Below are 26,212 nucleotides of genomic sequence, written 5' to 3' on the forward strand. Positions count from 1 at the left end.
GCCGGTCCGACCAACGAACCGGCGTTTACCCCAAACCGAAGCCGCCGTTAATACAACGTCCGCTCCGGCGCCCCCGCCGGTGGCGGCGAATATTGGTACAACCACGTTTCCGTCAGCGTTTTTCCGCCGCTGCGCAGGTACAGGCGGATATCGATCTGGTCGGTGGAATCGTCCGGCGGCACCAGGTCGAACATGGCGCGGTAGCCCTTGATCTCGCGCAACGGGCGCGCCGAGACGATCTCGGTGCGGCCGCGGCTGGCCTGCACCACGGCTTCCACTTCACCCTTGTCGATCAGCGCGGCCAGTTCGCCGCCCTGGAAGTCCACGGCAAAGCGCCACGAGAAGTACTCGCGCTTCTTGCCGATCACCCCGCCCAACCCGGTGCGGGTGGCCACGGCCTGTGCCAGCGGCGGGCGCGCAGGCGGTTCGGCGCCCCAGTACAGGCGGTAGCCGATCAGCAGCTCCTGGCCCGGCTGCGGCTTGGCCTCCGGGTTCCAGAACGCCACGATGTTGTCGAAGGTCTCGTCCACCGTGGGAATTTCCACCAGCTGCACCGAGCCCTTGCCCCACTGCCCCTTCGGTTCCACCCACAGGCACGGGCGCTTCTCGTAGAACACGCCATCGTCCTGGTAGTGGTCGAAGTTGCGGTCGCGCTGCAGCAGGCCGAAGCCCTTCGGGTTGTTGTCCACGAACATGTTGAAACGCAGCTGGCGCGGGTTGGACAGCGGGCGCCAGATCCATTCGCCCGCGCCGGTCCACATCGACAGACCGTCGGTGTCGTGGATTTCCGGGCGCCAGTCCCAGGCCATGCGGCGGTCGTTCTCGCCCACCTGGTACATGCTGGTGCACGGCGCGATGCCGAGCCGTTCGATGGTCCTGCGCGGGTACAGCGCCACGTCCACGTCCATCAGCAGCACATCGCCGTTGGTGATGGCGAAGCGATAGGCGCCGGCCACGCTGGGCGAATCCAGCAGCGCATACACCACCAGCGTGTTGGAGTCGGCTGCCGGCTGTTCCAGGAAGTAGGCGATGAAGTCGGGGAATTCTTCCGGGCGGTCCATGCCGGTATCGATCGCCAGACCGCGCGCTGACTGCCCGTACTGGCCTTCCTTGCCCACCGCACGGAAGTAGCTGGCGCCCAGGAACGCGGCGAAGTCGCGGTCGGTGTCCTTACGGGTGTTGAGGCGGAAGCCGGCAAAGCCGAGGTCGGCCGGCAGGTGCCCGTCTTTCAGGCCACTCTTGCCGTAGTTGAATGCCGCCGGGTCGTAGGCCAGTTCCTGCGCCTTGCCGTCGACGATGTCGAACATGCGCACCGGCGAATGGAAATACAGGCCCAGGTGGAAGAATTTGGCCTGGAAGCGGCCGGGCTGGTCGGCCCACAGCGCGTGGTCCTGGCGGTAGCTGATGGACTGGTACTGGTCCCAGTCCAGCGCTTCCAGCGGCCCTGGCAGGGTGCGCCGATGGCTCTTGTACGCCGCCTCGGACAGCGCGCGCGCCTGCCCCTTGAGAATGGCGAAGTCGAACGGCTGCGGCTGGCCCAGCCGGCGCAGGCCGACCTGGCTGCCCTGTGCGGCACAGGCCGGCAGCGCCGGAAAACCGATGGCGGCCAGGGCCAGGGAAGCGTTGCGGATGAAGTCGCGTCGTTGCATGCAGGCAGCGATGGGCAGGAAAGGGTCGGCCATCATAGGCACGCGAACGTTAATTCGCCGCCGTGGTGCCGGGTTCGCGTTCAGGCTGGCCCAGCCGCACCTGCAATGACCCGCCGCTGCATGCTTTCAGGGCCTGCTCGACCTGGCGCGGAATGCGGCCCCCCTGGGGGCGCTGCGCGCGCACCTCGGCCTGCAGTCGCGCCAGCGCCTCGCGCCCACGGGCCGGCGCCTGCGCGCAGTCCAGCTGGCCCAGCGCGGCCCGTGCCAGCCAGCGCAGGTTGACGCTGCGCGGATCCATCGCCCCGCCCTGGGTAAGTGGCTGCAGCGCGCGCTGCGCCTCCACCGGCTGCTCCATGCGGATCAGGTTGCGCCCCCAGGCCAGTTGCACCGCCTGTTGCTGCAGGCGCGCGTCGGGGCCGCCACGCGCGGATTGGCGCATCAGCGTGGCCAGGCGCTCGCCGGCCTGCCAGGGATCGACATGCTCGCCGATGATTTCGGCCATGCGGCGGTCGCCGCGCCGCACCTCGGGGTCGTCATCGCCGCGCTGCGCGGCCTGCCACTGGCGGCCCTCATGGAAGGCGGCCAGCGCATCCTGCCAGCGGCCGACCTCGGCCAGCGCGTTGCCGTAGTCGTACAGGCCCTGCGGCAGCAGGCCGATACAGTCGGGTTGGCGCCAGATCGCCACCGCGCGGCCGAACGCGTCCACGGCGGCGGCGCTGTCGCCGCGTTCCAGCGCCGAACGGCCGAGTGCATGCCAGGTCTGGCCAGTATCGCGGTGCCGTTCGCCCAAGGCCTGCCGGGTGAGCTGATGCACCTGCTGCAGGGCGGCCTCGGCTTCGGCGAGATCACCGCGCTGCAGCGCCAAGGTGGCGCGCAGGCGGCGGATCGTCAGCGTTTCGGGGTGGTCATTGCCGTACAGGGTGACCGCGTCGGTCCACGCCGCACGCAGGTTGCGGTCGGCACCGTCCAGGTCGCCCTGCGCGGCCATCATTTCGCCCAGGTGGCGGCGCAGCGTGACCCGTTGTGGATGTCGGTCGGTGGTGCGTGCCTGCAGCAGCTGCAAGGCCTGGCGGTAACCGGCCAGCGCGGCGTGTGCGTTGCCATCGTCGCTCTCCAGCGCGGCCAGGTCGGCCAGGCTCTCGGACATGCCGGTGGCGTCGTGGGTGATGTCACGGCGCAGGGCGAGCGCACGTTCAAACCCTTCGCGCGCCGCATTGCGGTAGCCCAGCAGCTGCTGGCAGCGGCCCAGCTGGGCATGGAACTCGGCCACGATCGACGGCAGCGCCTTGCGCTGTTCGGCGGCCAGCGCCTGCATCGGCGTCATGTGCGCTACGCACTCGCGCGAACGACCCAGCATGCGCAGCGCGCGGCCCCGCTGGGTCACCGCTTCCAGCTGCAGCCCGGGCGGGACCTCCTTGACCTGCTCCAGCAGCGCGCGCTGCCGGTCCAGGGTTTCCAGCGCCAGCGCGTAGTCGCCCATGCCGATCCGCAAACGTCCTATCACCCCTTCCAGGTCCGCCAGCGGCAGCGGCTGGTCGGCCAGTTCGGCCTCGCCACGCTGCTGCCCGGTGGCCAGCAGCTGGCGCACATCGAAGCTGCCGTGACGCACGCTGGCGGCGCGGTCGAACAGCCCGATGGTGAAATCCTGCATGGCCTGCGCGCGGGCGATCTCACGCCGCGCCTGCTGCATCTGCCACACCGCCAGCGCGGCCAGCACCGCCAATGCCAGCACCGCTACGGCGGCCAATGCCACGCCCCAGCGATGCCGGCCCAGGTACTTGCGCAGGCGGTACAGCGAGCGCTGCGGGCGCGCGTGGATCGGGCGGCCTTCCAGGAAGCGCTGCAGGTCCTGCGCCAGCGCCTCCACCGAGGCATAGCGCTGCGCCGGTTCCTTCTGCAGGGCCTTGAGCAGGATCGTGTCGAGGTCACCGCGCAGGCGCCGGGCCAGGCGCCGCGCCGCCGGTGCGGCCGCCGCATCGGTGATGTCCCCGCGCAGCAACATGCTGGAGGCACGTGGCGAATCCACTTCCAGGATCGAACGTTCCCACTCGGCATCGCTGTGCCGGCGCAGGCGGTAGGGCTTGCGCCCGGTAATCACCTCGAACAGCACCACGCCCAGCGAATACACATCGGTCAGCGTGGTCACCGGCTCGCCGCGCACCTGTTCGGGCGCGGCGTAGTGCAGGGTGAAGGCGCGTGCCTCGGTCGGCGGGTGCGCGGCGTTGGTGCGCGCCTGCTCGTCGTCGAGCAGTTTGGCGATGCCGAAATCCAGCAGCTTCACCTCGCCTTCGGCGGTGACCAGGATGTTGGAGGGCTTCAGGTCGCGGTGCACGATCAGGTTCGCATGCGCGTGGCTAACCACCGCGCATACCTGCAGCATCAAGTGCAGGCGTCGTTCCAGCGGCAGTTGCAGGCGCTGGCAGTAATCGGTGATCGGCTCGCCTTCCACGTAGGCCAGCGCCAGGTAGGGCTGGCCCTGCAGGTCCACGCCGGCGTCGAGCAGCTGCGCCAGGTGCGGGTGCTGCAGCCGCGCCAGGATCTCGCGTTCGCGGCTGAAGCGTTGGCGCAGCCCGGGATCGGCATAGCCGCTGCGCAGCAGCTTCAGCGCCACCTGGCGCTGGTACAGCCCGTCGGCGCGCTCGGCCAGCCAGACTTCACCCATGCCCCCCTCGCCCAGTTGCCGCAGCAGCCGGTACGGGCCGATATGGGTGCCGGCGCGGCTGTCTTCCGGCGCGGCGGTCCACAGCGGCTGGGCCAGGAACTCCTGGCTTTCCCGTTCGTGTTCCAGCAGCCGTTCCAGGTCATCGGCCAGCGTCGCATCGGCCGCGCGCAGCTGCGCCAGGCGCGCGACGCGCTGGTCGTGGGGCATTTCCAGCAACTGATCCAGCAGCGTCGACAGCTGCCGCCAGCGCACTGCGTCCATCGTCCCTTCCCCGGGCGCTGCATTACTACCGTGCACATCCACCCGCGCCAGCGCACGGGGCCCTGACTGCCGCCGTGCTCAGTCCTCGCGGACCGACGCCAGCAGGAACATCCGCGCCTTCTGCCAGTCGCGCCGGATGCTGCGCTCCGAGCGATGGCACAGGTCGGCGATCTCCTGTTCGGACAACCCCGCGAAATAACGCAGTTCCACCACCTTGGCCAGGTGGTGGTCCACTGCCTGCAGGCGGGCCAGCGCCACATCCAGCGCCAGCAGGTCTTCGTCCAGGCGCACGCCGCTGCTGCTGTTCTCGGGAATTTCAGCCACGCGCTTGAGATCGCCGCCACGCTTGCGCGCCAGCCGGTTGCGCGCGTAATCGACCACCACGCTGCGCATGGCCGAAGCGGCATAAGCAAAGAAGTGCGCGCGATCCTCGAACCGGGCCGCGCCGCGCGCGCCCAACAGCTTGAGGTAAGACTCGTGGACCAGCGAGGTGGCATCCAGTGTTCGGCCCTGCTGGCCGGCCAGCTGGCGTCGGGCCATGCTGTGCAGTTCCTGGTACAGCAGGGTCAGCACCCGGTCCAGCGAGGCGCGGTCGCCCGCGCGGGCCGAATCCAGCCATACGGTGATATCCGGGCTTTCGTCCATCGCACACCCCGCCGGTGACGTTTGGCCGACTATAGCGCCCGTTCGTGCCCGGTGCGCTACGGCTCAGCGCTGGCAGTGCCCGCACCAGACGCTGGCGCGCTGGCCGATGGTGGCGTGGCGCAACGCCCGGCCACACTGGCGGCAGGGCTGGCCTTCACGCCCGTAGACCAGCAGTTCCTGCTCGAAGTAACCCGGGGCGCCATCCGGGTTGATGAAATCACGCAGGGTGGTGCCGCCACGGGTGATGGCGTGGCCCAGGATCTGCTTCACCGCCGTCGCCAGCCGCTGGTAGCGCTCGCGGGAGATCTTGCCCGCCTCGCGCAGGGGGTTGATGCCGGCCATGAACAGGCTTTCGGCCGCGTAGATGTTGCCCACCCCGACCACGATGCCCTGGTCCATCAGGAAGGTTTTCACCGAGGCGCTGCGGCCCCGGCTGCGCTGGAACAGGTAGTCGCCGTCGAAGGTGTCTTCGAGCGGTTCGGGTCCCAACCCGACCAGCAGCGGGTGGGTTTCCCCGGCTGGTTGCCAGAGCAGGCTGCCGAAGCGGCGCGGATCGTTGAAGCGCAGCAGGCGGCCGTTATCGAGACTGATATCGACGTGATCGTGCGCGCGGACCGGGGTGTCCCCCGGTAGTACGCGCAGGCTGCCGGACATGCCCAGGTGCAGCAGGGCGCTGCCGATGGCGGTATCCAGCAGCAGATATTTCGCCCGCCGCCGTACGCCCTGGATGGCCTGGCCCGGCAGCAGCGCGCCGATTTCGTCGGGAATCGGCCAACGCAGGTCCGGCCTGCGCAGGATCACGCCGTGGATGCTGCGGCCTTCCAGGTGCGGGGCAAGGCCACGGCGGGTGGTTTCGACTTCGGGGAGTTCGGGCATGGGGGGATTCTACGTGGGGCCCAGCGGGGCAGAGCCCCGCTCTACCGGGGTGGGGCCGACAGTTCCTTCGCGCTCAGGAACCCATCACCGTTGGCATCCTGCTTGTGGAAGCGCTCGATGATCGTCTGCCGCTGTTGTTCGCGGGGGATCGGCTTGCCCTTGCCACCGGGCAGCTCATCGGCGCTGAGCACGTCATCGCCGTTGCGGTCCATGCGCTCGAAGGCGTACATCATCCACTGCACGTATTCCTCGACGCTGACCTTGCCGTCACCGTCGGTATCCATGCGCTGCAGGTAGCTGACGGTATCGGTGACCTGGGCCTGCGCAGAGGCGGCAAGCAGCAGGAACGCGCAGGAAAAACGCCGCACAAGGCGGCGCTTTCCGGTGGTGCAATGGGCAGGCCGCACCGGTTAGTGCGCCGTCAGCGCGTAGCCTTTCAGGCGCGCGGCGTAGTTCTGCAACGCGGCGATACCACTGGCTTCGGCCTCGTGGCACCAGGCCTGCAGCAGCTTCAGGCGTTCGGCGGCATCGTTGCCACGGGCTTCCAGCAGGGCCGCCAGGCGCGCGCGGTGTTCCACCAGCACGCGGATGCGCGGGCGCTGTTCGACCCAGGTGCTGAGTTCGGCGCGGCAGTCAGGCTTGAGCCAGCGGCCGTCGTTGACCAGGCCACGGCGCATGCGGCGCGGCAGCAGCTTGCGCAGCTTGGCACCGGCAAAGGCCGCTTCCTCGCGCAGGGCGGGCACGAACACGTTGCGCTGGTAATCGGTCATGGCCTGGAAACGGTGCGAGAGCAGCGCCTTGAGGGTTTCGGCATCGGGCACGGCGATGTTCGGGCGCACATCCATGTTGGGCGCCACGCGCAACACCTTGGCCAGCCCCACGGCCTGCAGGCCACGGATCACTGCCCAGCCGATGTCGAATTCCCAGCGGCGCATCGAGAACCGGGCCGAGCTGGGGAAGGCGTGGTGGTTGTTGTGCAGCTCTTCGCCTCCGATCCAGAACGCCCACGGGGTGAGGTTGGTGGAGGTATCGGCCGATTCGAAGTTGCGGTAACCCCACCAGTGGCCCAGGCCGTTGACCACACCGGCGGCCCAGAACGGGATCCAGGCCATCTGGATCGCCCACAGGGCCACGCCGGGCAGGCCGAACAGCAGCAGGTTCACCGCGAACAGGGCCACCGGGCCCAGGGTGGCGTGCGGGGTGTACAGGTGGCGCTCGATCCAGTCTTCCGGGGCGCCGCGGCCGTACTGCTCGATGTCCGCGCGCATGCCACGGGCTTCGCGGTACAGCTCCACGCCGCGCCAGAACACCATGCCAATGCCCTTGGTGACCGGGCTGTGCGGGTCTTCGTCGGTTTCCACCTTGGCGTGGTGCTTGCGGTGGATGGCCACCCACTCCTTGGTGATCATGGAGGTGGTGAGCCAGGTCCAGAAGCGGAAGAAGTGCGCGATGACCGGGTGGAAATCCACGCCGCGGTGCGCCTGGCTGCGATGCAGGTACAGGGTGACGGCAAAGATGGTCAGCTGGGTGACCACCAGCAGCACCAGGCCCATGCCCCACCACCCGAGGCCGACTACACCGCCGGTCAGGAAGTTGAGGAGGGTATCGAGCATCGCAGGACTCCGGGCCGCAGCGGCCAACAGGGAAACAGGTACGGGTGTGTCCATGATGGGGCCAGACGTTGCAAACTTCATCCATCTGATGCGATTTTTGCGCAGTCATTCAGTTGTTTTCCCCCTTCGTGAGCATTGCCCCCGCATTCATGACCGTTGCCACCCCTTTGCCGGCCATTGCCGCCGCCCCCCTGATCGAACTCGACCGCGCCTGCGTCATCCGTGGCCAGGTGCGCGTGCTCCACGACCTGAGCCTGCGTATCGCCCAGGGCCAGCACACCGCGCTGCTGGGCCCCAACGGCTGCGGCAAATCCTCCTTCATCAAGCTCATCACCCGTGAGCTGTATCCGCTGGCGCATGCCGACGGCAGCGTGGCCGTACGCGTGCTCGGGCAGAACCGCTGGCAGGTGGACCGGCTGCGCTCGCAGCTGGGCATCGTCACCGGCGACCTGAGCAGCAACCTGGCCGACATGCCCGGGCTGACCGTGGAAGAGGCGGTGCTGTCCGGCTTCTTCGCCAGCTTCGTGGTACCAGCCTTCCGCGAAGTCACCGACAACATGCGCGCGCGGGTGCGTGAGACGCTGGCGCTGACCGGGGCCCTGCCGCTGCTGCACCGTGGTTATGCCGAACTTTCCGCCGGTGAAACCCGGCGCGTGCTGATCGCTCGGGCGCTGGTCAACCGGCCGCAGGCGCTGCTGCTGGACGAGCCGTCTACCGGGCTGGACCTGGTGGCGCGCCAGCACCTGATCGCCACCATGCGTACCTTGGCCGCGCAGGGCATCACCTTGGTGCTGGTCACCCACCACATCGAAGAAGTGATTCCGGAGATTGAACGCGTGGTGCTGCTGCGCGGTGGGCGGATCGCGGCCGATGGCACGCGCGCGGAGCTGTTGCGCGATGGACCACTATCGGACGTATTCGGCGGGCCGATCCAGGTGGTGGAGCACGAGGGCCGCCTGACCGCCTTCGCAGGCTGACACCCGCGACGGGGGTAGAGCCACGCACTGCGGGCTGCCCTTCGTTCAGGACGGCGAAGCCACGCAGGGCGTGGCTCTACGACCGGAGGGGACGGGCGTTGCCCGTCCCCCGGCTTCTTTCAGAACCGCACTGCTACCGCGCGGCTTTCAATCGGTGCCATCCGGCCCTGGTCCTGCAGCCGCAGGTCGCGCAGTTCGAACGGGGCGGCATAGCCGCTGGGCAGTGCCACCGTGTCGAACGCCAGCAGCAGCTCGCCCGCACCCGCCGCGTCGAACCACGCCGCACTGTGCGCCTGCGCCACCGGGTGCAGCTTGCCGTCGGGCCCGGTGGCGTGCAGCGTGCCGCGCGCCTCGTAACGGCCCGGCGCGCCGATCTGCAGCGGCAGCCGCACCTGGCGCTGTGCCGCATCCACCTCGACCTGGCCGCTGAAGCGCGCGGTCGGACGGGCCACCGCGAATGCCACTTTGGCATCGCGCTGCACGCCCTGCGCGGTCACGAAGGCCTGCAGTTCCCACAGCCCCTGGGCCTGGCCGATGTCCTCGGGAATGCTCACCTGCGCGCGCAGGCCGTCCTTGCCGGCCACCAGCGGCACCGGCCAGCTGCGGCCATCGGGTGCCACCAGCAGCGCTTCACCGCCGGCGGGCAGCGTGCGCGCCACCGAACGCCCCGCCGCCAGCGCCGCGCTGCCGCCGTCGTGCTGCAGGCGTGCGCTCAGCACCACGCTGCCGCCGGCCAGCACCTGCTGGCGGTCGGCCTGCAGCTGCAGCGCGACCGCGCTGTTGGGTTCCAGCACCTGCACCACGTAGCGGCCCTGGGCCTGCGGCGCCTGCAGGCGATAGGTTCCCACCGCGGTGCTGGCGCCGGTCCGCGCCATCGCGGTGCCCTCGCCCACGCCCATGCCGGCCGCGCGCAGCTGTTGCGCGTCGACCACCTTGTCCAGCGCGACCGCCCCGGAGGGGTCGCGCACCTGCAACTGCTCCACCTCCAGCGCGCGGGCGCCCTGCACCGGGCTGACCTGGATCACCGCATCGGGCGCGGTCAGCGGCAACGCAAGGCCGCGCTGAAGCGTGGCCGCATCCACGGTGTCCCAGTAGCTGCGGCTCAACGCGGTGTACGGTGCCGGCGCGGTCAGCGCCTGGTCCGGGTCCAGTGCCCAGGCGAAGCGTACCGGCGCACGTTCGATCGCCGCATCGGGCATCGGCGCGCGCTCCACGCGCGGTGCGATCTGATCAGTGCCGCGTGCGGCCTGCAGGGGCTGTGCCGCGTGCAGCGGCAGCGCGAACAACGCCGAGGCCACGGCCAATGCAATCGTCAATCTTGAAGTCATTGCGTGCTCCTCAGAGGGTCAGGTCGTTGCGCAGGGTCGCGCCCAGGCCGAAACATTCGCGTCGGCTCTGGTTGTGGCTGAGCGGCTCGGCGCCGTTGGTGCGCGCCTTGTCGGTGAACAGCACGCTGCCGGCGGCCTTCTGGCTGCTGCAGTCGAGGAACCCGTCGGAGCAACTGTTGAGCCAGTTCTGGGTGAGTTCCAGCCCGACGTTCTCCGCATAGCCACCGCAGTAGCTGCTGTTGTCCCACACCGCCGATTCCACGTCCGAACCGACCACCGCGCGGAACGGCTTGGGCAGCGCCGGGCGCCCCGCTGTGCCGTACAGGTTCTGCGCGTTGTAGGTCGCCATCCAGCCCACCTGCTGCATGCGCACCGCATCGTTCTGGTAACCCAGCAACCAGCCCACCGAGGCTTCGAAGGCATTGCCGTTGAGCACCGCATCGGCCAGCGGCGTGCCGGCCGAGGACGGGGCCAGCGCGGTAACCTTGCTGATGGTCTGGATGATTTTCGGGTAGCGGCTGTCGTAGGTGGGGTTGGAGAGCATCCAGCGCACCACGTTGCCGCCGTTGGAATGGGTGATCACCACCAGCTTGGTGATGCCGCGGGTGTTGATGAAGGTGGTGAGCTGCCCGGCCAGGCAGCCGGCGGCTTCGGGCTTCCACATGTACTGCTCGAAATCGCAGTTGACCACGGTGTAGTTGGCGCTGTTGGGCAGGCCCTGGCGTACCGTGTCGATGATGCCCGGCTGCCAGTAATCGGCGCGCGCATCGGTCTGCTTGCCCGTGCCGTGCACGAACGCCACGCCCACCACGTCGGCCGCGTGCGCGCTGGCGCAGGCCAGCATCATTCCCAGGGCCAGGCCAGTGCCCTTCCCCACTGCAGTGCTTTGCATCGTGTGACTCCCTTTGATCAGCGGGGCAGAGCCCCGCGCTACCGGTGATCCCCCTGATTGCCGGCGCCGCGTACAACCCATGGCGGCGCCGAGGCAGAAGCTATGCCGGCTGCGAATCGGTTTCCGTGAACCAGTAGAGGGTTCCTATCATTTGAAACGACTCCCAATGCTGCGCTGCACTGCGCCATGCCGGGTCTGGCGCTATGACCTGCGGCCGCTGGCAGGGGGCCGGGAAGCTGCGATCATGCGGGCTTCACGCTTTGAGACCTGCCGATGCACGCTGACGCTTTTGCCCGCTTCCTGCGCCCCCTGCTGACCACCGGGCTGCTTGCGGCCTTGGCGGGCTGTACCACGGTGGCCGCACCAACCACGCCGGTCGAAGCGTCGATGGTGACCAAGGCGGTGGGTTACCTGGCGGCGGACGCCGTACCGGACAGCCTGTTGCTGGTGCCGGCCCCGCCGGCCGCCGGTTCGGCCGGGTTCGCGCTGGATGAACAGGTCAGCCGCGAAGCACGTGCCCTGCGCGACGGCCCGCGCTTCGCCCAGGCGCACCGCGACGCCGAGCTGGGGTTCCCCGAAGGAGCCAACCAGTTCTCCTGCGCGATAGGCCTGGATGTGGACGCGCAGAAGACGCCGGCGCTGTACCGCCTGCTTGAGCGCAGCCGGATCGACGCCAGCGCCGCCACCCGCGCCGCCAAGCATCACTACCAGCGTGCGCGTCCGTTCATGGTCAACGGTGAACCGACCTGCACGCCTGATGATGAGGAAGGCCTGCGCAAGAACGGTTCGTACCCCTCTGGGCACACCTCGATCGGCTGGGCCTGGGCATTGATCCTGTCGGAAATCGTGCCCGAGCGTGCCGACGCCATCCAGGCGCGCGGCCGCAACTACGGCGAAAGCCGGCTGGTGTGCAACGTGCACTGGCAGAGCGACATCCTGGAAGGGCGGTTCATGGGCGGGGCGGCGGTGGCGAGGTTGCACGACAACGCCGACTTCAACCGCGACCTGCTGGCGGCGCGCAAGGAAATCGCAGCGGCGCGAAGGGCGGGAGCGACCGCAAACCGCGATTGCGCGGCCGAGGAAACGGTGCTGAGAATCCGACCCGCCAGCGCCCAGTGACGTTTGATCGCCCGATGCTGCGGTATCCGGGCCTCATAACGTTCGCCAGCAATTCGTAGCGCCGGGCTCTGCCCGGCGACCGCGCGAAGCGCGGCTCAAGCGTCCGGAGCGACAACAACGCGGCGTTGGTGTCATCACCGACGCTGACCTCTGTCCGAAGCCACCCATCCGGCATTCATGACATCGGAACGGAGTACCGTTTTTCGTTTCAAGGTCATGCGTTACCGAGCGTTGAGACGTTATCGGCAGTCGTTTGGGAATCGACCCTACCACGCAGGCAATGCGTCTAACGGAAAACGGCGCGGATCTCTCCGCGCCGTTTTCGTTTCAGGCCATCAACGGCGACATCAGAACTTCGCCGTGAACTCCACGCCAAACGTGCGCGGCTCGTTGAGGAAGCCGGTCAGGTTGTTGAAGTCGATCGCGCCCACCACGCGGGTCTGGTTGGTCAGGTTGCGACCGAACACGGCCACGTCGTACTGGCCGTAGTCCCAGTTGTAGCCAAGGCGCAGGCCGCCTTCCAGCGACGAGCGGCTGCGGAATTCCGGCGACTCGTACAGGAAGAAGTTCACCGCGCTGCGGTAGGCCCAGTCGGTGAAGACGTAGAACTCGCTGGCATCGGTGATCGGGAAGCCGGCGCGCAGCGTCATGTTGTGGATCCACTTCGGCGCCTGCGGCAGCGGGTTGCCGTTGACCAGCGCGTAGGTGCCGCCGTTGATCACCGTGGTCGGGTCGGTGATGGTGCAGCCGCCACCGCAGATCGCCACCGCCAGGTCGCGGTCCTTGATCTCGGTGTCGTTGTAGCTGCTGCCCAGGGTCAGCAGCACGTGGTCGGTCAGGTAGGCTTCGAAGTCCAGCTCCGCGCCCTGGCCGATGGTTTTGTCGGCATTGAGCAGGGTGGCGGTGTTGTTGCTGCCGCCCACCGCGATCAACTGCTGGCCATCCACGTTGTAGCGGAAGATGTTGAAGCCCAGGCGCGCGCGGCGGTCGAACAGGTCTGCCTTGACGCCGATCTCATACGAAATCACCTTCTCCGAATCGGCCTGCGACACGCCACCGAAGGCCAGGCGGCCCTGGATCGACGGAGCGCGGAAGCCCTTGGCCACGCGTGCGTACGCGTTGAAGTTGTCGGTAACCTGGTACACACCGCTCAGGTCCCAGCTGACATCATCCACATCGGTGTTGGCCACGTACGGCCCGCTCACCGGCGTGCCACCCGGCACGGCCTGCAGCACGCTGGCGGTGAAGTCTTTCTTGTCCTGCGTGTAGCGCACGCCGCCGCGCAGCTTGAACTTCTCGGTGACATCGAAGTCGCCCGACGCGAATGCCGCCCACGCCTTGTTGCGCTGGCTCTGCACGGCGTGGCCGGTCTGCGGGTTGCCCGGGGTCAGCGAGTCATAGTTGAAGCTGTCGATGGTGACGTCTTCATCGAAGTAGAACACGCCCGCCTGCCAGTCGAAGCGGCCCCATTCGTTGGATTCCACGCGGAATTCCTGGGTCCACTGGCGGTGGTGCGGCAGGCCATCGGCCGATTCGGAGGGGAACGGGATGAAGCCGGGGCCGTAGTTGCCGTCGCCCAGGAAGCTGGCGCCGTAGCCGCCGTCGATGTCGCCATGGTTAAGCGATTCGGCGGTTTCATAGCCGGTGATCGAGTGCAGCGTGACGCCGCCCAGGTTCCACTGCAGGCGCGCGCTGCCGCCCCAGGTTTCCAGTTCGGAGAAATTCATGCCGTCGTTGGAGACCTTGTCGCGGTCGAAGTTCTCGACCAGCGCGTTGCTGCCCGGCTGGAGGATGTTGGCGCGGAACAGGCGCGCGGTGCCGTTGAGCTTGCGCTTGTGCAGGTTGAACAGCGCTTCGAACTCATCGCCTTCGTACAGGAACTGCACGCGGCCAGCGGCTTCGTCGTAGCCTTCAAAGCCTTCCGCCGGTGCATTCGGGCGCGTGTTGTCCACGTAGTTTTCGCGGCGCTGGTACAGCGCCGACACGCGCGCGGACCAACGGTCGGTCAGCGGGCCACCGTAGGCCGCCTGGGTGTTCCAGGTGTCGTAGGTGCCGTAGGAGACTTTGACGTAACCGTCGGCGTCCTGCGACGGACGCGCCGAATCGAACTTCACCACGCCGGCCGGCGTGTTCCGCCCGAACAGCGTGCCCTGTGGGCCGCGCAGCACTTCCACGCCGGCCAGGTCGAACAGCGGGAAGCCCTTCAGCAGCGGGCTTTCCTGCACCACATCGTCATATACCAACGACACCGGCTGCGAGGCATTGAGGTCGAAATCGGTGTTGCCCAGGCCGCGGATGTAGAAGCGCGGGAAGGCACGACCGTAGGACGATTCAATGTTCAGGCTCGGCACGCGCGCCGACAGGAAGCGGATGTCGTCGCCGGCCGAACCGAGCACGTCGAGCTTTTCGCCCTGGATCGCCGAGATCGAGACCGGCACGTCCTTGGCGTTTTCCACACGGCGCTGGGCCGTGACCTGCAGGGTGTCGAGTGCAACCGGATCCTTGGTGGCGGGGGCGTCCTGGGCTGCGGCCGTCAATGGCAGCAGGGCGGCAAGAGCGACAACGAGGGGGTGCACGGACGGAAGACGGCCGTGGGCAGTGCGGTTCGGGAACATGGCGATTAGGCTGTGTTGGGAAGGGTGGTGGACCGGCGCTACCAGACAATTGTTGCAGTACAACAACATGCGAGCAAATTCCGGGCATTCATTACCCGATTCTTCAGGTCGCAGCGTGAAGGGTCACCCCCGGTAGCGCCGGCCGTTGGCCGGCCCAGGCGGCACTTGGACGTTCGACACGCACACGGTGACGGATACAACCGAGCTCACCTACCCCGCCTGTCCGAAGCGGCCAACCGTCCGCCTGCTGAATGTTCGGGTTCCCCAACCATCGCGAGGTCCGGCCAACGGCCGGCGCTACCGCTATGCTATCGCCCATTCACTTTCCGCCGACGCCATGACCGCCTTCCGCCGTACCCGCCTTTCGCTGTCCGTTGCCCTGCTCGGCCTGCTGGCCGGCTGCGGCGGCGAGAATGCCCGCCCGACCCCGGTCACGCCCGTGGTGGTGCCGGCCGCGCAGGCCAAGCCGGTGAAGATCGGCATCGCCCTGGGCGGCGGTGCCGCCAAGGGCTTTGCGCATATCGGTGTAATCAAGATGCTGGAAGCCAATGGCTTCGAACCGGTGGTCGTCTCCGGCACCAGTGCTGGCAGCGTGGTCGGCGCGCTGTATGCCAGCGGCATGGACGCGTTCGACATGCAGTCCAAGGCGGTGGCGCTGGATGAAGCCAGCATCCGCGACGTGCGCCTGTTCTCCGGCGGGCTGGTGCAGGGCCAGAAGCTGCAGGACTACGTCAACGCGCAGGTGGGCAACCGCCCCGCCGAGAAGCTGAGCAAGCCGTTCGCTGCGGTTGCCACCAACCTGGACACCGGCGAGCGCGCGGTGTTCGTGCGCGGCAATGTGGGCCAGGCCGTCCGTGCCTCCAGCAGCATTCCCGGTGTGTTCGAGCCGGTGAAGATCGGCAAGAACCTGTTCGTGGATGGCGGCGTGGTCAGCCCGGTGCCGGTGGACGCCGCGCGCCAGCTGGGTGCGGACTTCGTCATCGCGGTGGACATTTCCAGCAAGGCCAGCGGCAAGTCGCCGACCGGCATGCTGGGCATCGTCAACCAGTCGATCGCGATCATGGGCCAGCGCCTGGGCGAGCAGGAGCTGGCACGCGCCGACATCATCATCCGCCCCAAGGTGCTGGACATCGGCGCGGCCGATTTCAGCCAGCGCGGGTACGCGATTCTGGAAGGAGAAAAGGCCGCGATGGCGGCGATGCCGCAGATCCGCGCCAAGATCCAGCAGCTGCAGAAAGCCCGCGCCGCCGCGCTGGCCCCGCCGCCACCGACGCCGAAGTGCGACGAGCCATCGCGCGTGGGCAGGCTGATGGGCCGCAAGGAAAAGTGCGAGGGATAACCCCACGCGGGCGCCGTAGCGCCGGGCTCTGCCCGGCTGCTCTTCGTGCGGGCGTCAGGCATTCCCGTGTTGCCGGGCAGAGCCCGGCACTACGCGTCATTCAAGCTGTGACAACGGCAATGCCCTGAAATCCTTCACCGTGCGCAGTACGAAGCTGGAATTCACATCGGCCACGCCCGCCGCGTTCAGCAGCTTGTCCAGCAGGAAGCTGGAGAAATGTGCCAGGTCGCGCACGTAGATGTGCAGCAGGTAGTCCATGTCGCCGGTCAGCGCATGGCAGGCCACCACCTCATCCCACTCCACCACGCTGTCGGCGAACACACCGATGGCGTGCTGGTCGTGCTTCTCCAGCTGTACGCGCACGAACGCCTGCAGGCCAAGCCCTATCCGTCGAGGCTCCAGACGCGCGCCGTACCCGGCGATGACCCCTTCGCTTTCCAGCCGCTGCACCCGGCGCAGGCACGCCGACGGGGACAGGTTCACCCGCGCGGCCAGCTCGGCGTTGGTAGCACGGCCATGTTGCTGGATCTCCGCCAGGAGACGCAGGTCCGTGCGGTCGAAGGGGGCATCTCCGGACATTGCTGCTCCGCAACATTGAATTGACGCAACGATATTGCGCCACAACGGCTTATCCGCGCAACTTTGCAATCCTCTTGCGCGCGCCCTGCCCTAGCATCAATGGGTCACTTCCCAGGAGCCCACCTCGATGGAAACCGCCACCGCCCCCCGCCGCGTCGAACACCAGCAGACCGACAAGGGCTATGTGCCGGTGTATACCACCGCCGTGGTGGAGCAGCCTTGGGACAGCTATACCGCAGACGACCACGCCACCTGGAGCACGCTGTACCAGCGCCAGCGCGAGCTGCTGGTCGGCCGTGCCAGCCGGGAGTTCCTGCAGGCGCAGGACGAGATGGGCATGAACGCGCACATGATTCCGCGCTTCGACCAGCTCAACGAAGTGCTGGGCGCGGCTACCGGCTGGACCCTGGTCGGCGTGGAAGGGCTGCTGCCGGAGCTGGATTTCTTCGACCATCTGGCCAACCGGCGCTTCCCGGTCACCTGGTGGATCCGCCGCCCGGACCAGATCGACTACATCGCCGAACCAGACATGTTCCATGACCTGTTCGGGCACGTACCGCTGCTGATGAACCCGGTGTTCGCCGATTACATGGCCGCCTACGGCCGTGGTGGGGTCAAGGCGCACGCGATCGGCCCTGAAGCGCTGCAGCACCTCACCCGCCTGTACTGGTACACGGTGGAATTCGGCCTGATCAACACACCCGAAGGGCTGCGCATCTACGGCGCGGGCATCGTCTCGTCCAAGGGCGAATCGCTGTACTCGCTGGAATCGGCCGCACCCAACCGGATCGGCTTCGATCTGGAACGCATCATGCGCACCCGTTACCGCATCGACACGTTCCAGAAGACCTACTTCGTCATCGACAGCTACGAGCAGTTGATGGAAGCCACCTCGCCGGACTTCATCCCGATCTATGCAGCGCTGGAAGCCCTGGAGCACCTGCCGGCCGGCGACGTGCAGGAAGGCGACCGCGTGTTCCAGAAGGGCACCGGCGAGGGCTGGGAAGACGGCGGCGACGTGTAGGCGTTGAGCCGGGCTCTGCCCGGCCTTCGCTTCACCACGCGCGGATCTTCGGAGGCACTGGCAGCTGGTTGAGCCGGTCCAGCACGGCTTGCGCGTAATACGTTCGCCCCCATTTGCGTTCGTCGCCCTGAACCAGCACGCCTTCCTTCTGCAGTGCGTAGATGCCGGTCAGTGCAGAGCGTTCGGAAACGTCCAATAGCGCGGCGACCTGCGCCGCCGTTACCACGGGGTGCCCGATGAGCAGGTTCGGAAGGCGCTGGGCCACCGAATCGCGGCGGTAGCTTTTCAACTTTTCGGACCACATCTGCACCAATGCGGTCATGTCGTCGGCAATCGACATCGCATCGTGCGCCGATTCGACGATCGCCTTGCACAGCATGTCCATCCAGGGCGTCCAGTTGCCCTTGATCTGCACTTGGTTGAGCGCGTCGTAATACGCATTCCTGCTGCGTAGCAGTGCACCTGACAGATACAGCGGCGGGTAGCCTTCAGCCGCGAGGATGAGCGGCATCAACAGCCTGCCGGTTCGGCCGTTGCCATCCTTGTAAGGATGGATGGTCTCGAACTGCGCGTGCGCGATGGCGAGCTGTGCCACCACGATCAACTCGCTTTGCTCTTCTTCGCCCGCCCTGTACTGAAGCATCGAGCGCTCCAGCTCCTGCATCGCAGCGCCGATCCTGTCCGGCGGCGACGGAATGAAGCGGGCATCTTCCGGCCGGCTGCCGAGGGCGCCGATGATGGCCTGCTCGTTGCGGTACGCCCCTTTTGGGAAATCGTCCGGAGCATCCTGCATCAGCATGGCATGCAGCTGATTGACCAACGCCAGGCTGAGCGCAGACCTGCCGCGTTTCCTGACCGCGTCCAGACCATATTGAAGCGCCTGTACATAGCGTTCGGTTACCAGCACGTCGACCGGCAGACCGTCCATGCCCAGCGTGGCCTCGTAGACCAGCAACTGGTCCAGGTCGGTCTGGGTACCTTCAATCTGGGAGCTTTGGACCGCCTCACGGCGCGCCAGTGTCCGTGTGACCAACTCGGGGGCGGGCCAATGGCGGATGGCGTCGCTTAACCGGTCGAGGGCCGCATTGGCCTGGATCATCAGGTCACGGGAACCCGATTGGCCAAGGGGGAGCCTGCGCGGTGTCGGCGGCGGGCACATTGCCAGCAGATGGGGTCGCCCCGCTACTGGGGTCAGGTAGGCCCGGAGGGGGCCTGCGATGTCTTCACGGCGCATTCGACCCCCAAGCCATGGGACGTTAACCTTCAGAAGCATCCCACTCTTTTGAAGTTTAGGCAACTAACCTTCAAAAGCTGGCCAGGCTTTTGAAGGTTAGCCGAGCAGCCGGGCAGAGCCCGGCTCTACCGGCGCCTGCGCGTAGCGCCGGGCTCTGCCCGGCCGGGGCCTTACCGCGGATAGGCCAACAGCACCACCAGATCCTGCTCCCCCCGCTGCTGCAGCGCATGCAGGCTGCCCACCCGGGTCAGCAGGGCATCGCCCGCCGCCACGTCGTACTGCTTCCCATCCAGCACATAGCTGCCCTGCCCGCTGACGATGTAATAGATCTCGTCCTTGTGCTGCGGGTGCAGGCCGATGCCGGCGCCCTTGTGCAGCACGCGCTTGCGCAGCACGAACGGCAGGTCCTTGTCGTCGGCAAAGAACGGGTACGCGGTGGTCGGTCCTGCGCCGCCATGCGGGCCGGGCTGGGTAATGGCGATATCGCGCTCGTGGACCACGCGCGAGGGCTTGGCCGCATCACTGCCCTGCCCTGCAGGTTCGCTCACGTCGCAGTCGATATCGCGCTTCAACGCGGTTTTCAGCTCCGGCTTCAACGCCACCCAGTCGCGCACCACCAGGCAGGCCACAGCGGTGGCACCGGCAACGCTGAAGTGCGTGCCGTCGGCCTTGTTCTGTTCGGGCACGAACATGAAATACGGTTTGGCGCCCTGCTCGCCCAGCGCGCGGATCCAGCGGGTGGAACTGGCGTTGAGGTCGATCAGCGCCACCTGTTCGCGCGCGGCCAGCTGCTTCATGGCCTGGGTATACAGCGCATGGGTGTCCAGCAGCGCGCCGAAGTCGTACAGCAGCCGCGCTACCGGGGTGATCAGCACGGGGGTGGCGCCCTTGTCGCGGGCCAGCTGGATGTAGCGCTGCAGGTAGCGCGGGTAGGCCGTGGCTGGTTCGTTGTAGCGGGTGGGGTCTTCGAACTTGGCGTCGTTGTGGCCGAACTGGATCAGCAGGACGTCGCCGGGCCTGATGTCGGCGGCGATGGCGTCCAAGCGCTTTTCCTCGATGAAACTGCGTGCGCTGCGGCCGCCCTTGGCGTGGTTGCGCACCTCCCACACGGCCGGGTCGAGGTAGCTCTGCAGTGCCTGGCCCCAGCCGGCCTGCGGGGCGCGTTCCGGACCGTATTCGGCGGCGGTGGAATCACCGGCGATGAAAACCCGCTGCGGCGCAGCGTGGGTCACGGTGGAGAACAACAGCAACGACAGCAGCAACGAAAAGCGCAGCATGTTCGTCCCCCGTAGCGCCGGGCTCTGCCCGGCGATCGCGCGGTGTCAGGAGTGCGTGGGCCGGGCAGAGCCCGGCGCTACGCGATGGATATCGACCGTTGGTCGATATCGGTGCATCACCTCGCCAGCCAACCGCCGTCGACTGGAATCACCGAACCGTTGACGTAATCCGAGGCGCTGGAGGCCAGGAACACGGCGGTGCCGGCGAGGTCTTCCGGCGTACCCCAGCGGCCGGCCGGGATGCGGTCGAGGATGGACTTGTTGCGGTCCTCGTCGGCGCGCAGCGCGGCGGTGTTGTCGGTGGCCATGTAGCCCGGGGCGATGGCGTTGACGTTGATGCCCTTGTTGGCCCACTCGTTGGCCAGCAGGCGGGTGATGCCGGCGATGCCGCTCTTGCTGGCGGTGTACGACGGCACCCGGATACCGCCCTGGAAGGACAGCATCGAGGCGATGTTGATGATTTTGCCGCGGCCCTGCGCGATGAAATGACGACCCGCCGCCTGCGAGATGAAGAACGCGGACTTGATGTTGACGTTCATCACGTCGTCCCAGTCCTGCTCGCTGAAGTCCACCGCATCAGCGCGGCGGATCAGGCCGGCGTTGTTGACCAGGATGTCCAGGCCGCCCAGGCCTTCCACGGTTTCGCGGATCACCCGCTCCACCGGCTCGATGCTGATCAGGTTCGCTTCCACCGCCAGGCAGCGGCGGCCCAGCGACGTGATTTTCGCGATGGTCTCGGTGGGCGGCGCGATGCCGGCCACGGCGACATCGGCGCCGGCCTGTGCCAGCGCCACCGCGATACCCTGCCCCAGGCCGGTGTTGCCACCGGTGACGAGGGCGATCTTGCCTTCCAGACTGAACGGATTAGCCATTGCGGTTACGGTCCTTATTCAATGCGGCACAGGCGCCGCCCGCCCAGTGCGGGCGGCGCACGAAACGTCACTTGAGCTGGCAGATGTCCAGCACGTGCATGTCGGTGTAATCCAGGTTTTCGCCGCCCATCGCCCAGATGAAGGCGTAGTTGCTGGTGCCGGCACCCATGTGGATCGACCACGGCGGGGACACCACCGCTTCGTTGTTCTGGATCACGATATGGCGCTGCGCGTCCGGCTCGCCCATGAAGTGGTACACGCGGTCGTTCTGGCCCAGGTCGAAGTAGAAATAGACTTCGCTGCGGCGGTCGTGCAGATGCGGCGGCATGGTGTTCCAGACGCTGCCCGGCTTGAGCACGGTCAGGCCCAGCAGCAGCTGCGAGGACTGGCAGGTGGCCGGCACGATGTACTGGTAGATGGTGCGTTCGTTGCTGGTTTCCAGCGCGCCGCGCTCCAGCGCCACCGCGTCCTTGATCGACAGCTGCTTGGTCTCGAAGCGCGCGTGCGCCGGGGTCGAGGCCAGGTAGAACTGGGCCGGGGCGGCGGCATCGTCAGAGGCGAACACGACCTCTTCGCTGCCCATCGCCACGTACAGGCCGTCCTTCGGGCCGAGCGTGTACACGGTGCCATCCACGGTGACGGTGCCGCTGCCGGTGCCGACGTTGATCACGCCCAGCTCGCGGCGCTCCAGGAAGGCATGGCCGGCGGCCGAGGCCGGTTCGGTCTGCTTCGGCAGCGCCACCGGGCCCTTCACCGGGGCCGCACCGCCGAGCACGAAACGCTCGTAGTGGGTGTACTTCAGGGTCACCGCGTCGGCATTGAACAGGCCGTCGAGCAGGTACAGCTCGCGCAGGTCGTCGTTGCTGGCGCCCTTGATGGCGTCGGGATGGGTGGCGTAGTGGGTCTTGCAGTACATGGCGTCTCCAGAGCAGGGGTGGGCCGCAGGGGCGGCCCCGGCGCGATTTCCGTCCATTCTAGCCGGACAGGAAACCGGTGTCATTTTGCGGTGCAAGGTGGGAGGGGCCCGGGCAATGTGGGGGTGTCACCGTTACAGGGACTAAGGAGTCACGACTAACGGTATGCCCGCCTGGCGGCGGCCACCCTTCGGGCCGTCGGTAAACGACGTTAGGAACGGCTGCGCCGTTCCTTGCGTGACCTACCGGATTGATCCCCTCCGGGGCTCAATCCTCCCGGGTTAGTCCTCCGGCGGTTGGCACGAATCGCGCACGATCAGATGCGGGCGCACGCTGGCGATCTGCAGCGCGGCCTGGCCGTCGGGTTGGACCAGCATCGCCGCGGCAGTGCGGCCGGTGTCGCGGGTGTGGCGGCGTACCGAGGTCAGCGACGGCCACAGGCGCGAGGCCAGCGGGCTGTCGTCGTAGCCGATGATGGACAGCTGGCGCGGAATGTTGATGCCCGCGCGCAGCGCCACCTTGTAGATGCCGGCGGCCATTTCATCGTTACCGGTGAAGATAGCGGTCGGGCGCTGTTTGCCCAGCAGCAGCTTCTCGGCGGCGGCCACGCCGGATTCGAAGGTGTAGCCGGCCTCCACGATGCGTCCGGGCGGCAGCTCGATCCCGCGCTGGGCGAGGGCATCGATGAAGCCGGCGGTGCGCTCGTGCGCCGAACGGTAGGCACTGGGGCCGGTGACCAGCGCAATGTCACGGTGGCCAAGCGAGAGCAGGTAATCGGCGGCTTCGGCGGCGCCGTCGCGGTCGTGGGTGACCACCATCTGCGAGGTTTCGTCCAGCGGCAGCGCGGCGATGCGGGTGAAGCGGCAGCCGATCTCATCCAGCATGTCCACCAGCGCCTGGTCTTCGGAGGCGCGTGGCACCAGGATCACCCCGTGCAGCTTCTGCTGCTGCACGAAGCGGCGCACGCCCTCGATGTAACCCGGGCTGCGCGAATCGCAGGGGTGCACCACCAGCTCGAAACTGGAGCCGCGCAGCGCATCCAGCGCGCCGTACTGCATGTCCACGATGTACTGCGCGGTCGGGTTGTCGTAGACCATGCCGATCAGGAATGAACGACGGAAGGCCAGGCCGCGCGCGAGCGGGTCGGGTGTGTAGCCCACCTCGCGCATCAGCGTTTCCACCTTCTCGCGGGTGTCCTTGCGCACCAATGGCGAGTTGTTGATGATCCGCGAAACCGTTTTCTTGGATACCCCCGACAGACGCGCGATGTCGTTGATCGTGGCGGCCTTGCCTTTGGTCAACCCGTACGGTGAAGCAGCGTCGGTCTTGGTGCGCAGTGACATGTGTTCAAACCAATGGAGGTCTATGGAGGCTGCCGGCCACTCAATCGAGGGCGCGGTAGCGGAACTGGCGGAAGTGGACCTTGCCGTCGCCGGCGGCGTACAGGGCCGGCTTCAGGGCGAGGAACTTGCCGACCACATTGTGATGGTAGCCGGAGACTTCCATCTGAACCGGGTACTTCTGCCAGGTTTTGCCATCGGAGCTGGAGTGGATGGTGACGATGTGCCGGTTGTTGGTCACCCGAAGCCACAGCTTGCCACCTTTCGCACTGGGCGCCAGCCGGGTGGGTCGCTCCTCGCCATAGCGGTGCATGATGAACTTCTCGCCGTTGCTGCCCACGCCTACGTACAGCTTGTCGCTGTAGAAGAGCAGGGCGCCGCCGATGGCACCGGGTTCGATGTCCATTTCGACCTCGAACTGGTAGGCCTGGTCACCGGCGATGGCGGTCAGCGGCGAGCTGTCCTTCGGGGTGTCGCCCTTGCCCTGCAGGGTCATCCCCCCGCTGCCGAAGCCCAGCCGTTTGTACTCGTCCTGGGCCGGATTGAAGAACGACCATTGCGCGCCAAGGGTCTTGCCGGTGAAGTCGTCGGACAGCGCCATGCCGTGGGGGCCCACCGATTCGCCCGACGGCTTGGCCAGCGGCTGGCCCAGATCGCCGCCCTTGGCTACGAACCAGCCATCGTCGGTCCACTCGATCGGCTCCAGCAGCGCCTGGCGGCCCAGCGTCCAATATCCGTTCTCGTAGCCGTGGTACATCATCCACCAGCGCCCGTCGGTGCCTTCCACCACGGTGGCGTGGCCGCGCGACCACCACGGCTCACTGGCGGACTTCGTGCGCGTGATCGGGTTGTTCGGCGCGTTCACCCACGGCCCATGGATCGAACGCGAGCGCGCGGTGATCACCATGTGCCCGGTGGGCGGGCCGGCGGTGCCGCCCACGGCGGTGGTCATGTAGTACCAGCCGTTGTGGAAATTGATCTTGGGGCCTTCCTGCGCGTATGCCTCCACGTCCCAGCTTTCCGGGTACTTCCAGCCGTCGTACACGTGCTTGGGGGTGCCCACCACGCTCAGGCCATCGTCGGCCAGCTGCACGTAGGCCCCGCCACTGAGGAACAGGTAGCGCTTGCCGTCTTCGCCCACCGCGTGGCCCGGGTCGATGTAGCCGCCCAGGCCGATGTCGATCGGCTCGCTCCACGGCCCGCGGATGCTGTCGGACCACACCACGAAGTTGCTGCGGGTCTCGCCGGTGCGGGCCGGGAAGTAGATGTAGTAACGGCCTTCGTGCTTGACGATGTCCGGCGCCCAGATCGCGCCCACGTTCTTCGTGATCGCGTGGCCCATCGGCTGCCAGTTCACCAGATCGCGCGAATGCCAGATCGGCAGGCCCGGGTAGGCATCGAACGAGGACAGGGTGAGGTAGTAATCGTCGCCATCCTTCAGCACCGAGGGATCCGGGCGGTCGCCGGCGAACACCGGGTTGAGGAAGGTGCCGTTGCCCAGGTCGGCCTGGCGCTGGTTCTCGATGCCGCGCTTCCAGGAGGTAGCGGGCGCATCGGCGGCGTGCAGGGCACCGGCCAACAACACGCCAGCGGTGGCCAGCCCGGCCAGCAGGGTCTTCATACGCATGCGGGGTCTCCCTTGTTCGGTGCAGGACCCGCCCGCGCAGGCGGGTCCACGTCAGCGGTGGCGGCACGGGGCCGCCCCGCGGTCAGGCGCGCAGCAGCGCCGGCAGCCACAGCGACAGCTGCGGGAAGAAGGTCACGATGAACAGCACGCCCAGCGCGGCGAACCAGAACGGCCAGATCGAGCGCATGCTTTCGCCCACGCTGATCTTGCCGATCGCCGTGCCGATGAACAGCACCGAGCCCACCGGGGGGGTCACCAGGCCCAGGCCACCGGTCAGCACCAGCACCAGGCCGAAGTGGATCGGGTCGATCCCGTAGGCCTTGGCCACCGGCAGGAAGATCGGCGTGCAGATCAGGATCATCGGCGCCAGGTCCATGAAGGTGCCCAGCAGCAGCAACATCACCACGATCATCAGCAGCACCATGAACTGGCTGTGCGCGAACGACTGCAGGAACGCCACCGCCGCCGCCGGCACCTGCAGGAACGCCAGCAGCCAGCCGAACACCGCCGCCGCCGCGATCACGAACAGGATCACGCCCGTGCTGCGCGCGGCATGGGTCACCGTGCCCAGGAACTCGCGCCAGTTGAGCTGGCGGTACAGCACCGTAGTCACCAGCAGCGCGTAGACAACGGCAATGGCCGCGCTCTCCACCGCGGTGAAGATGCCCGCGCGGATACCGATGAAGATCAGCGCCACCAGGCCCAGGCCGGGCAGGGCGGAGACCATGCGCAGCAGTACCGCGCGCCACCCCGGGAACACTTCCACCCCGTAACCACGGCGCCGCGCCACCACGTAGCCGGTGACCATCAGCGTCACCGTCATCAGCAGCGCCGGCACGATGCCCGCTGCGAACAGGTCGGCGATGGACAGCCCGCCACCGGCGGCCGCCGAGAACAGGATCAGGTTGTGCGACGGTGGCACCAGCAACGCCACCAGCGCGGCGGTGATGCTCACGTTCACGGCGAAATCGCGGTCATAGCCGCGCTTGACCATCTGCGGAATCATGGTGCCGCCCACCGCCGACACGTCGGCGATCGCCGAACCGGACACACCGCCGAAGAACAGCGACGACAGGATCGACACCTGGCCAAGGCCGCCGCGCATGCGCCCCACCAGCGACGACGCCAGCGCGATAAGCCGTTCGGAAATGCCGCCACGCATCATGATTTCACCGGCGAAGATGAACAATGGAATGGCGATGAGCGAGGCAGAACCGGTGCCCGCCGAAATCTGCTGCACCAGCACCAGCGTCGGCAGGTCCAGGTACCACAGCGTGGCAAGCGCCGCTGCGGCCAGCGCATACGCCACCGGCACGCCGAGCAGCAGCAGTACCGCAAATACAGTGAAAAGGATCGTGATACCCATGAC

Annotated in this window: 21 protein-coding genes; 4 read left to right on the forward strand and 17 right to left on the reverse strand. The window is 67.3% G+C overall.

Annotated features, from left to right (window positions below; all coding sequences use genetic code 11):
- Positions 1-47 precede the first annotated feature (47 nt).
- The 6 genes from J7J08_RS06315 to J7J08_RS06340 form a co-directional block, all read right to left on the reverse strand.
- Positions 48-1,649 (reverse strand): glucan biosynthesis protein D, encoded by a 1,602-nt coding sequence (locus tag J7J08_RS06315; RefSeq protein ID WP_214902792.1) that lies wholly within the window; start codon positions 1,647-1,649, stop codon positions 48-50.
- A gap of 49 nt (positions 1,650-1,698) precedes the next feature.
- Positions 1,699-4,572, reverse strand: coding sequence for a serine/threonine-protein kinase (locus J7J08_RS06320; protein ID WP_214902795.1), 2,874 nt, complete (start codon positions 4,570-4,572; stop codon positions 1,699-1,701).
- Positions 4,573-4,650: 78 nt separating this feature from the next.
- The gene (locus tag J7J08_RS06325; RefSeq protein ID WP_214902798.1) at positions 4,651-5,217 is read right to left on the reverse strand and encodes an ECF-type sigma factor; all 567 of its coding nucleotides are present in this window, start codon (positions 5,215-5,217) and stop codon (positions 4,651-4,653) included.
- 63 nt (positions 5,218-5,280) lie between these two features.
- Complete coding sequence (gene mutM / locus J7J08_RS06330) at positions 5,281-6,093, reverse strand: bifunctional DNA-formamidopyrimidine glycosylase/DNA-(apurinic or apyrimidinic site) lyase (RefSeq protein WP_214902801.1); 813 nt, start codon at positions 6,091-6,093, stop codon at positions 5,281-5,283.
- A gap of 41 nt (positions 6,094-6,134) precedes the next feature.
- Positions 6,135-6,461: a hypothetical protein gene (locus J7J08_RS06335; RefSeq protein WP_343237709.1), complete on the reverse strand. Its 327-nt coding sequence runs from the start codon at positions 6,459-6,461 to the stop codon at positions 6,135-6,137.
- Positions 6,462-6,503: 42 nt separating this feature from the next.
- The gene (locus tag J7J08_RS06340) at positions 6,504-7,736 is read right to left on the reverse strand and encodes a fatty acid desaturase (protein ID WP_214903096.1); all 1,233 of its coding nucleotides are present in this window, start codon (positions 7,734-7,736) and stop codon (positions 6,504-6,506) included.
- Positions 7,737-7,855: 119 nt separating this feature from the next.
- Between J7J08_RS06340 and J7J08_RS06345 the strand changes: the two genes are divergently transcribed.
- Positions 7,856-8,683 carry an ATP-binding cassette domain-containing protein gene (locus tag J7J08_RS06345; protein WP_214902804.1) on the forward strand — a complete coding sequence of 276 codons (828 nt, stop codon included), beginning with the start codon at positions 7,856-7,858 and terminating at the stop codon, positions 8,681-8,683.
- Positions 8,684-8,802: 119 nt separating this feature from the next.
- On the opposite strand, the gene J7J08_RS06350 is transcribed toward J7J08_RS06345, so the two are convergent.
- Entirely contained in the window at positions 8,803-10,011 is a 1,209-nt protein-coding gene (locus tag J7J08_RS06350; RefSeq protein ID WP_214902807.1) for a DUF4785 domain-containing protein, read from the reverse strand.
- A gap of 10 nt (positions 10,012-10,021) precedes the next feature.
- Positions 10,022-10,903: a hypothetical protein gene (locus tag J7J08_RS06355; protein WP_214902811.1), complete on the reverse strand. Its 882-nt coding sequence runs from the start codon at positions 10,901-10,903 to the stop codon at positions 10,022-10,024.
- Between the two features lie 273 nt (positions 10,904-11,176).
- Here J7J08_RS06355 and J7J08_RS06360 point away from each other — a divergent pair, with 273 nt between their 5' ends.
- Positions 11,177-12,022, forward strand: coding sequence for a phosphatase PAP2 family protein (locus J7J08_RS06360; protein WP_214902814.1), 846 nt, complete (start codon positions 11,177-11,179; stop codon positions 12,020-12,022).
- A gap of 347 nt (positions 12,023-12,369) precedes the next feature.
- On the opposite strand, the gene J7J08_RS06365 is transcribed toward J7J08_RS06360, so the two are convergent.
- Positions 12,370-14,637: a TonB-dependent receptor gene (locus tag J7J08_RS06365; RefSeq protein WP_214902817.1), complete on the reverse strand. Its 2,268-nt coding sequence runs from the start codon at positions 14,635-14,637 to the stop codon at positions 12,370-12,372.
- Positions 14,638-14,974: 337 nt separating this feature from the next.
- Between J7J08_RS06365 and J7J08_RS06370 the strand changes: the two genes are divergently transcribed.
- On the forward strand, positions 14,975-15,976 hold the full coding sequence (locus tag J7J08_RS06370) for a patatin-like phospholipase family protein (RefSeq protein WP_214902820.1): 1,002 nt from the start codon (positions 14,975-14,977) through the stop codon (positions 15,974-15,976).
- 96 nt (positions 15,977-16,072) lie between these two features.
- Here the strand turns inward: J7J08_RS06370 and J7J08_RS06375 are convergent, their stop codons facing one another.
- Positions 16,073-16,555 carry an Lrp/AsnC family transcriptional regulator gene (locus J7J08_RS06375; protein ID WP_214902824.1) on the reverse strand — a complete coding sequence of 161 codons (483 nt, stop codon included), beginning with the start codon at positions 16,553-16,555 and terminating at the stop codon, positions 16,073-16,075.
- 127 nt (positions 16,556-16,682) lie between these two features.
- Between J7J08_RS06375 and phhA the strand changes: the two genes are divergently transcribed.
- On the forward strand, positions 16,683-17,579 hold the full coding sequence (phhA, locus tag J7J08_RS06380) for a phenylalanine 4-monooxygenase (RefSeq protein WP_214902827.1): 897 nt from the start codon (positions 16,683-16,685) through the stop codon (positions 17,577-17,579).
- A gap of 31 nt (positions 17,580-17,610) precedes the next feature.
- Here phhA and J7J08_RS06385 read toward each other — a convergent pair whose 3' ends face one another.
- The 7 genes from J7J08_RS06385 to J7J08_RS06415 form a co-directional block, all read right to left on the reverse strand.
- Positions 17,611-18,678: a Fic/DOC family N-terminal domain-containing protein gene (locus tag J7J08_RS06385; RefSeq protein ID WP_214902830.1), complete on the reverse strand. Its 1,068-nt coding sequence runs from the start codon at positions 18,676-18,678 to the stop codon at positions 17,611-17,613.
- Positions 18,679-18,983: 305 nt separating this feature from the next.
- Positions 18,984-20,090: a GDSL-type esterase/lipase family protein gene (locus J7J08_RS06390; RefSeq protein ID WP_214902833.1), complete on the reverse strand. Its 1,107-nt coding sequence runs from the start codon at positions 20,088-20,090 to the stop codon at positions 18,984-18,986.
- A gap of 116 nt (positions 20,091-20,206) precedes the next feature.
- Complete coding sequence (kduD, locus tag J7J08_RS06395) at positions 20,207-20,962, reverse strand: 2-dehydro-3-deoxy-D-gluconate 5-dehydrogenase KduD (RefSeq protein WP_214902836.1); 756 nt, start codon at positions 20,960-20,962, stop codon at positions 20,207-20,209.
- Between the two features lie 67 nt (positions 20,963-21,029).
- Positions 21,030-21,878, reverse strand: a complete 849-nt coding sequence (gene kduI / locus J7J08_RS06400) for a 5-dehydro-4-deoxy-D-glucuronate isomerase (RefSeq protein WP_214902839.1) — start codon at positions 21,876-21,878, stop codon at positions 21,030-21,032.
- Between the two features lie 279 nt (positions 21,879-22,157).
- Positions 22,158-23,219 carry a LacI family DNA-binding transcriptional regulator gene (locus J7J08_RS06405; protein ID WP_214902842.1) on the reverse strand — a complete coding sequence of 354 codons (1,062 nt, stop codon included), beginning with the start codon at positions 23,217-23,219 and terminating at the stop codon, positions 22,158-22,160.
- Between the two features lie 40 nt (positions 23,220-23,259).
- Positions 23,260-24,837, reverse strand: a complete 1,578-nt coding sequence (locus J7J08_RS06410; protein ID WP_214903098.1) for a family 43 glycosylhydrolase — start codon at positions 24,835-24,837, stop codon at positions 23,260-23,262.
- Positions 24,838-24,925: 88 nt separating this feature from the next.
- Positions 24,926-26,209 carry a TRAP transporter large permease gene (locus tag J7J08_RS06415; RefSeq protein WP_214902845.1) on the reverse strand — a complete coding sequence of 428 codons (1,284 nt, stop codon included), beginning with the start codon at positions 26,207-26,209 and terminating at the stop codon, positions 24,926-24,928.
- Positions 26,210-26,212 lie beyond the last annotated feature (3 nt).

Origin of the sequence: Stenotrophomonas sp. ISL-67 (assembly GCF_018612915.1) — a bacterium.
Lineage (GTDB): Bacteria > Pseudomonadota > Gammaproteobacteria > Xanthomonadales > Xanthomonadaceae > Stenotrophomonas.

Bases quoted from the DNA above. Each gene is read 5' to 3' on its own strand.
- J7J08_RS06315 (WP_214902792.1), bottom strand. From the start codon at position 1,649: ATGCAACGACGCGACTTCATCCGCAACGCTTCCCTGGCCCTGGCCGCC.
- J7J08_RS06320 (WP_214902795.1), bottom strand. From the start codon at position 4,572: ATGGACGCAGTGCGCTGGCGGCAGCTGTCGACGCTGCTGGATCAGTTG.
- J7J08_RS06325 (WP_214902798.1), bottom strand. From the start codon at position 5,217: ATGGACGAAAGCCCGGATATCACCGTATGGCTGGATTCGGCCCGCGCG.
- mutM (WP_214902801.1), bottom strand. From the start codon at position 6,093: ATGCCCGAACTCCCCGAAGTCGAAACCACCCGCCGTGGCCTTGCCCCG.
- J7J08_RS06345 (WP_214902804.1), top strand. From the start codon at position 7,856: ATGACCGTTGCCACCCCTTTGCCGGCCATTGCCGCCGCCCCCCTGATC.
- J7J08_RS06350 (WP_214902807.1), bottom strand. From the start codon at position 10,011: ATGACTTCAAGATTGACGATTGCATTGGCCGTGGCCTCGGCGTTGTTC.
- J7J08_RS06355 (WP_214902811.1), bottom strand. From the start codon at position 10,903: ATGCAAAGCACTGCAGTGGGGAAGGGCACTGGCCTGGCCCTGGGAATG.
- J7J08_RS06360 (WP_214902814.1), top strand. From the start codon at position 11,177: ATGCACGCTGACGCTTTTGCCCGCTTCCTGCGCCCCCTGCTGACCACC.
- J7J08_RS06365 (WP_214902817.1), bottom strand. From the start codon at position 14,637: ATGTTCCCGAACCGCACTGCCCACGGCCGTCTTCCGTCCGTGCACCCC.
- J7J08_RS06370 (WP_214902820.1), top strand. From the start codon at position 14,975: ATGACCGCCTTCCGCCGTACCCGCCTTTCGCTGTCCGTTGCCCTGCTC.
- J7J08_RS06375 (WP_214902824.1), bottom strand. From the start codon at position 16,555: ATGTCCGGAGATGCCCCCTTCGACCGCACGGACCTGCGTCTCCTGGCG.
- phhA (WP_214902827.1), top strand. From the start codon at position 16,683: ATGGAAACCGCCACCGCCCCCCGCCGCGTCGAACACCAGCAGACCGAC.
- J7J08_RS06385 (WP_214902830.1), bottom strand. From the start codon at position 18,678: ATGATCCAGGCCAATGCGGCCCTCGACCGGTTAAGCGACGCCATCCGC.
- J7J08_RS06390 (WP_214902833.1), bottom strand. From the start codon at position 20,090: ATGCTGCGCTTTTCGTTGCTGCTGTCGTTGCTGTTGTTCTCCACCGTG.
- kduD (WP_214902836.1), bottom strand. From the start codon at position 20,962: ATGGCTAATCCGTTCAGTCTGGAAGGCAAGATCGCCCTCGTCACCGGT.
- kduI (WP_214902839.1), bottom strand. From the start codon at position 21,878: ATGTACTGCAAGACCCACTACGCCACCCATCCCGACGCCATCAAGGGC.
- J7J08_RS06405 (WP_214902842.1), bottom strand. From the start codon at position 23,219: ATGTCACTGCGCACCAAGACCGACGCTGCTTCACCGTACGGGTTGACC.
- J7J08_RS06410 (WP_214903098.1), bottom strand. From the start codon at position 24,837: ATGAAGACCCTGCTGGCCGGGCTGGCCACCGCTGGCGTGTTGTTGGCC.
- J7J08_RS06415 (WP_214902845.1), bottom strand. From the start codon at position 26,209: ATGGGTATCACGATCCTTTTCACTGTATTTGCGGTACTGCTGCTGCTC.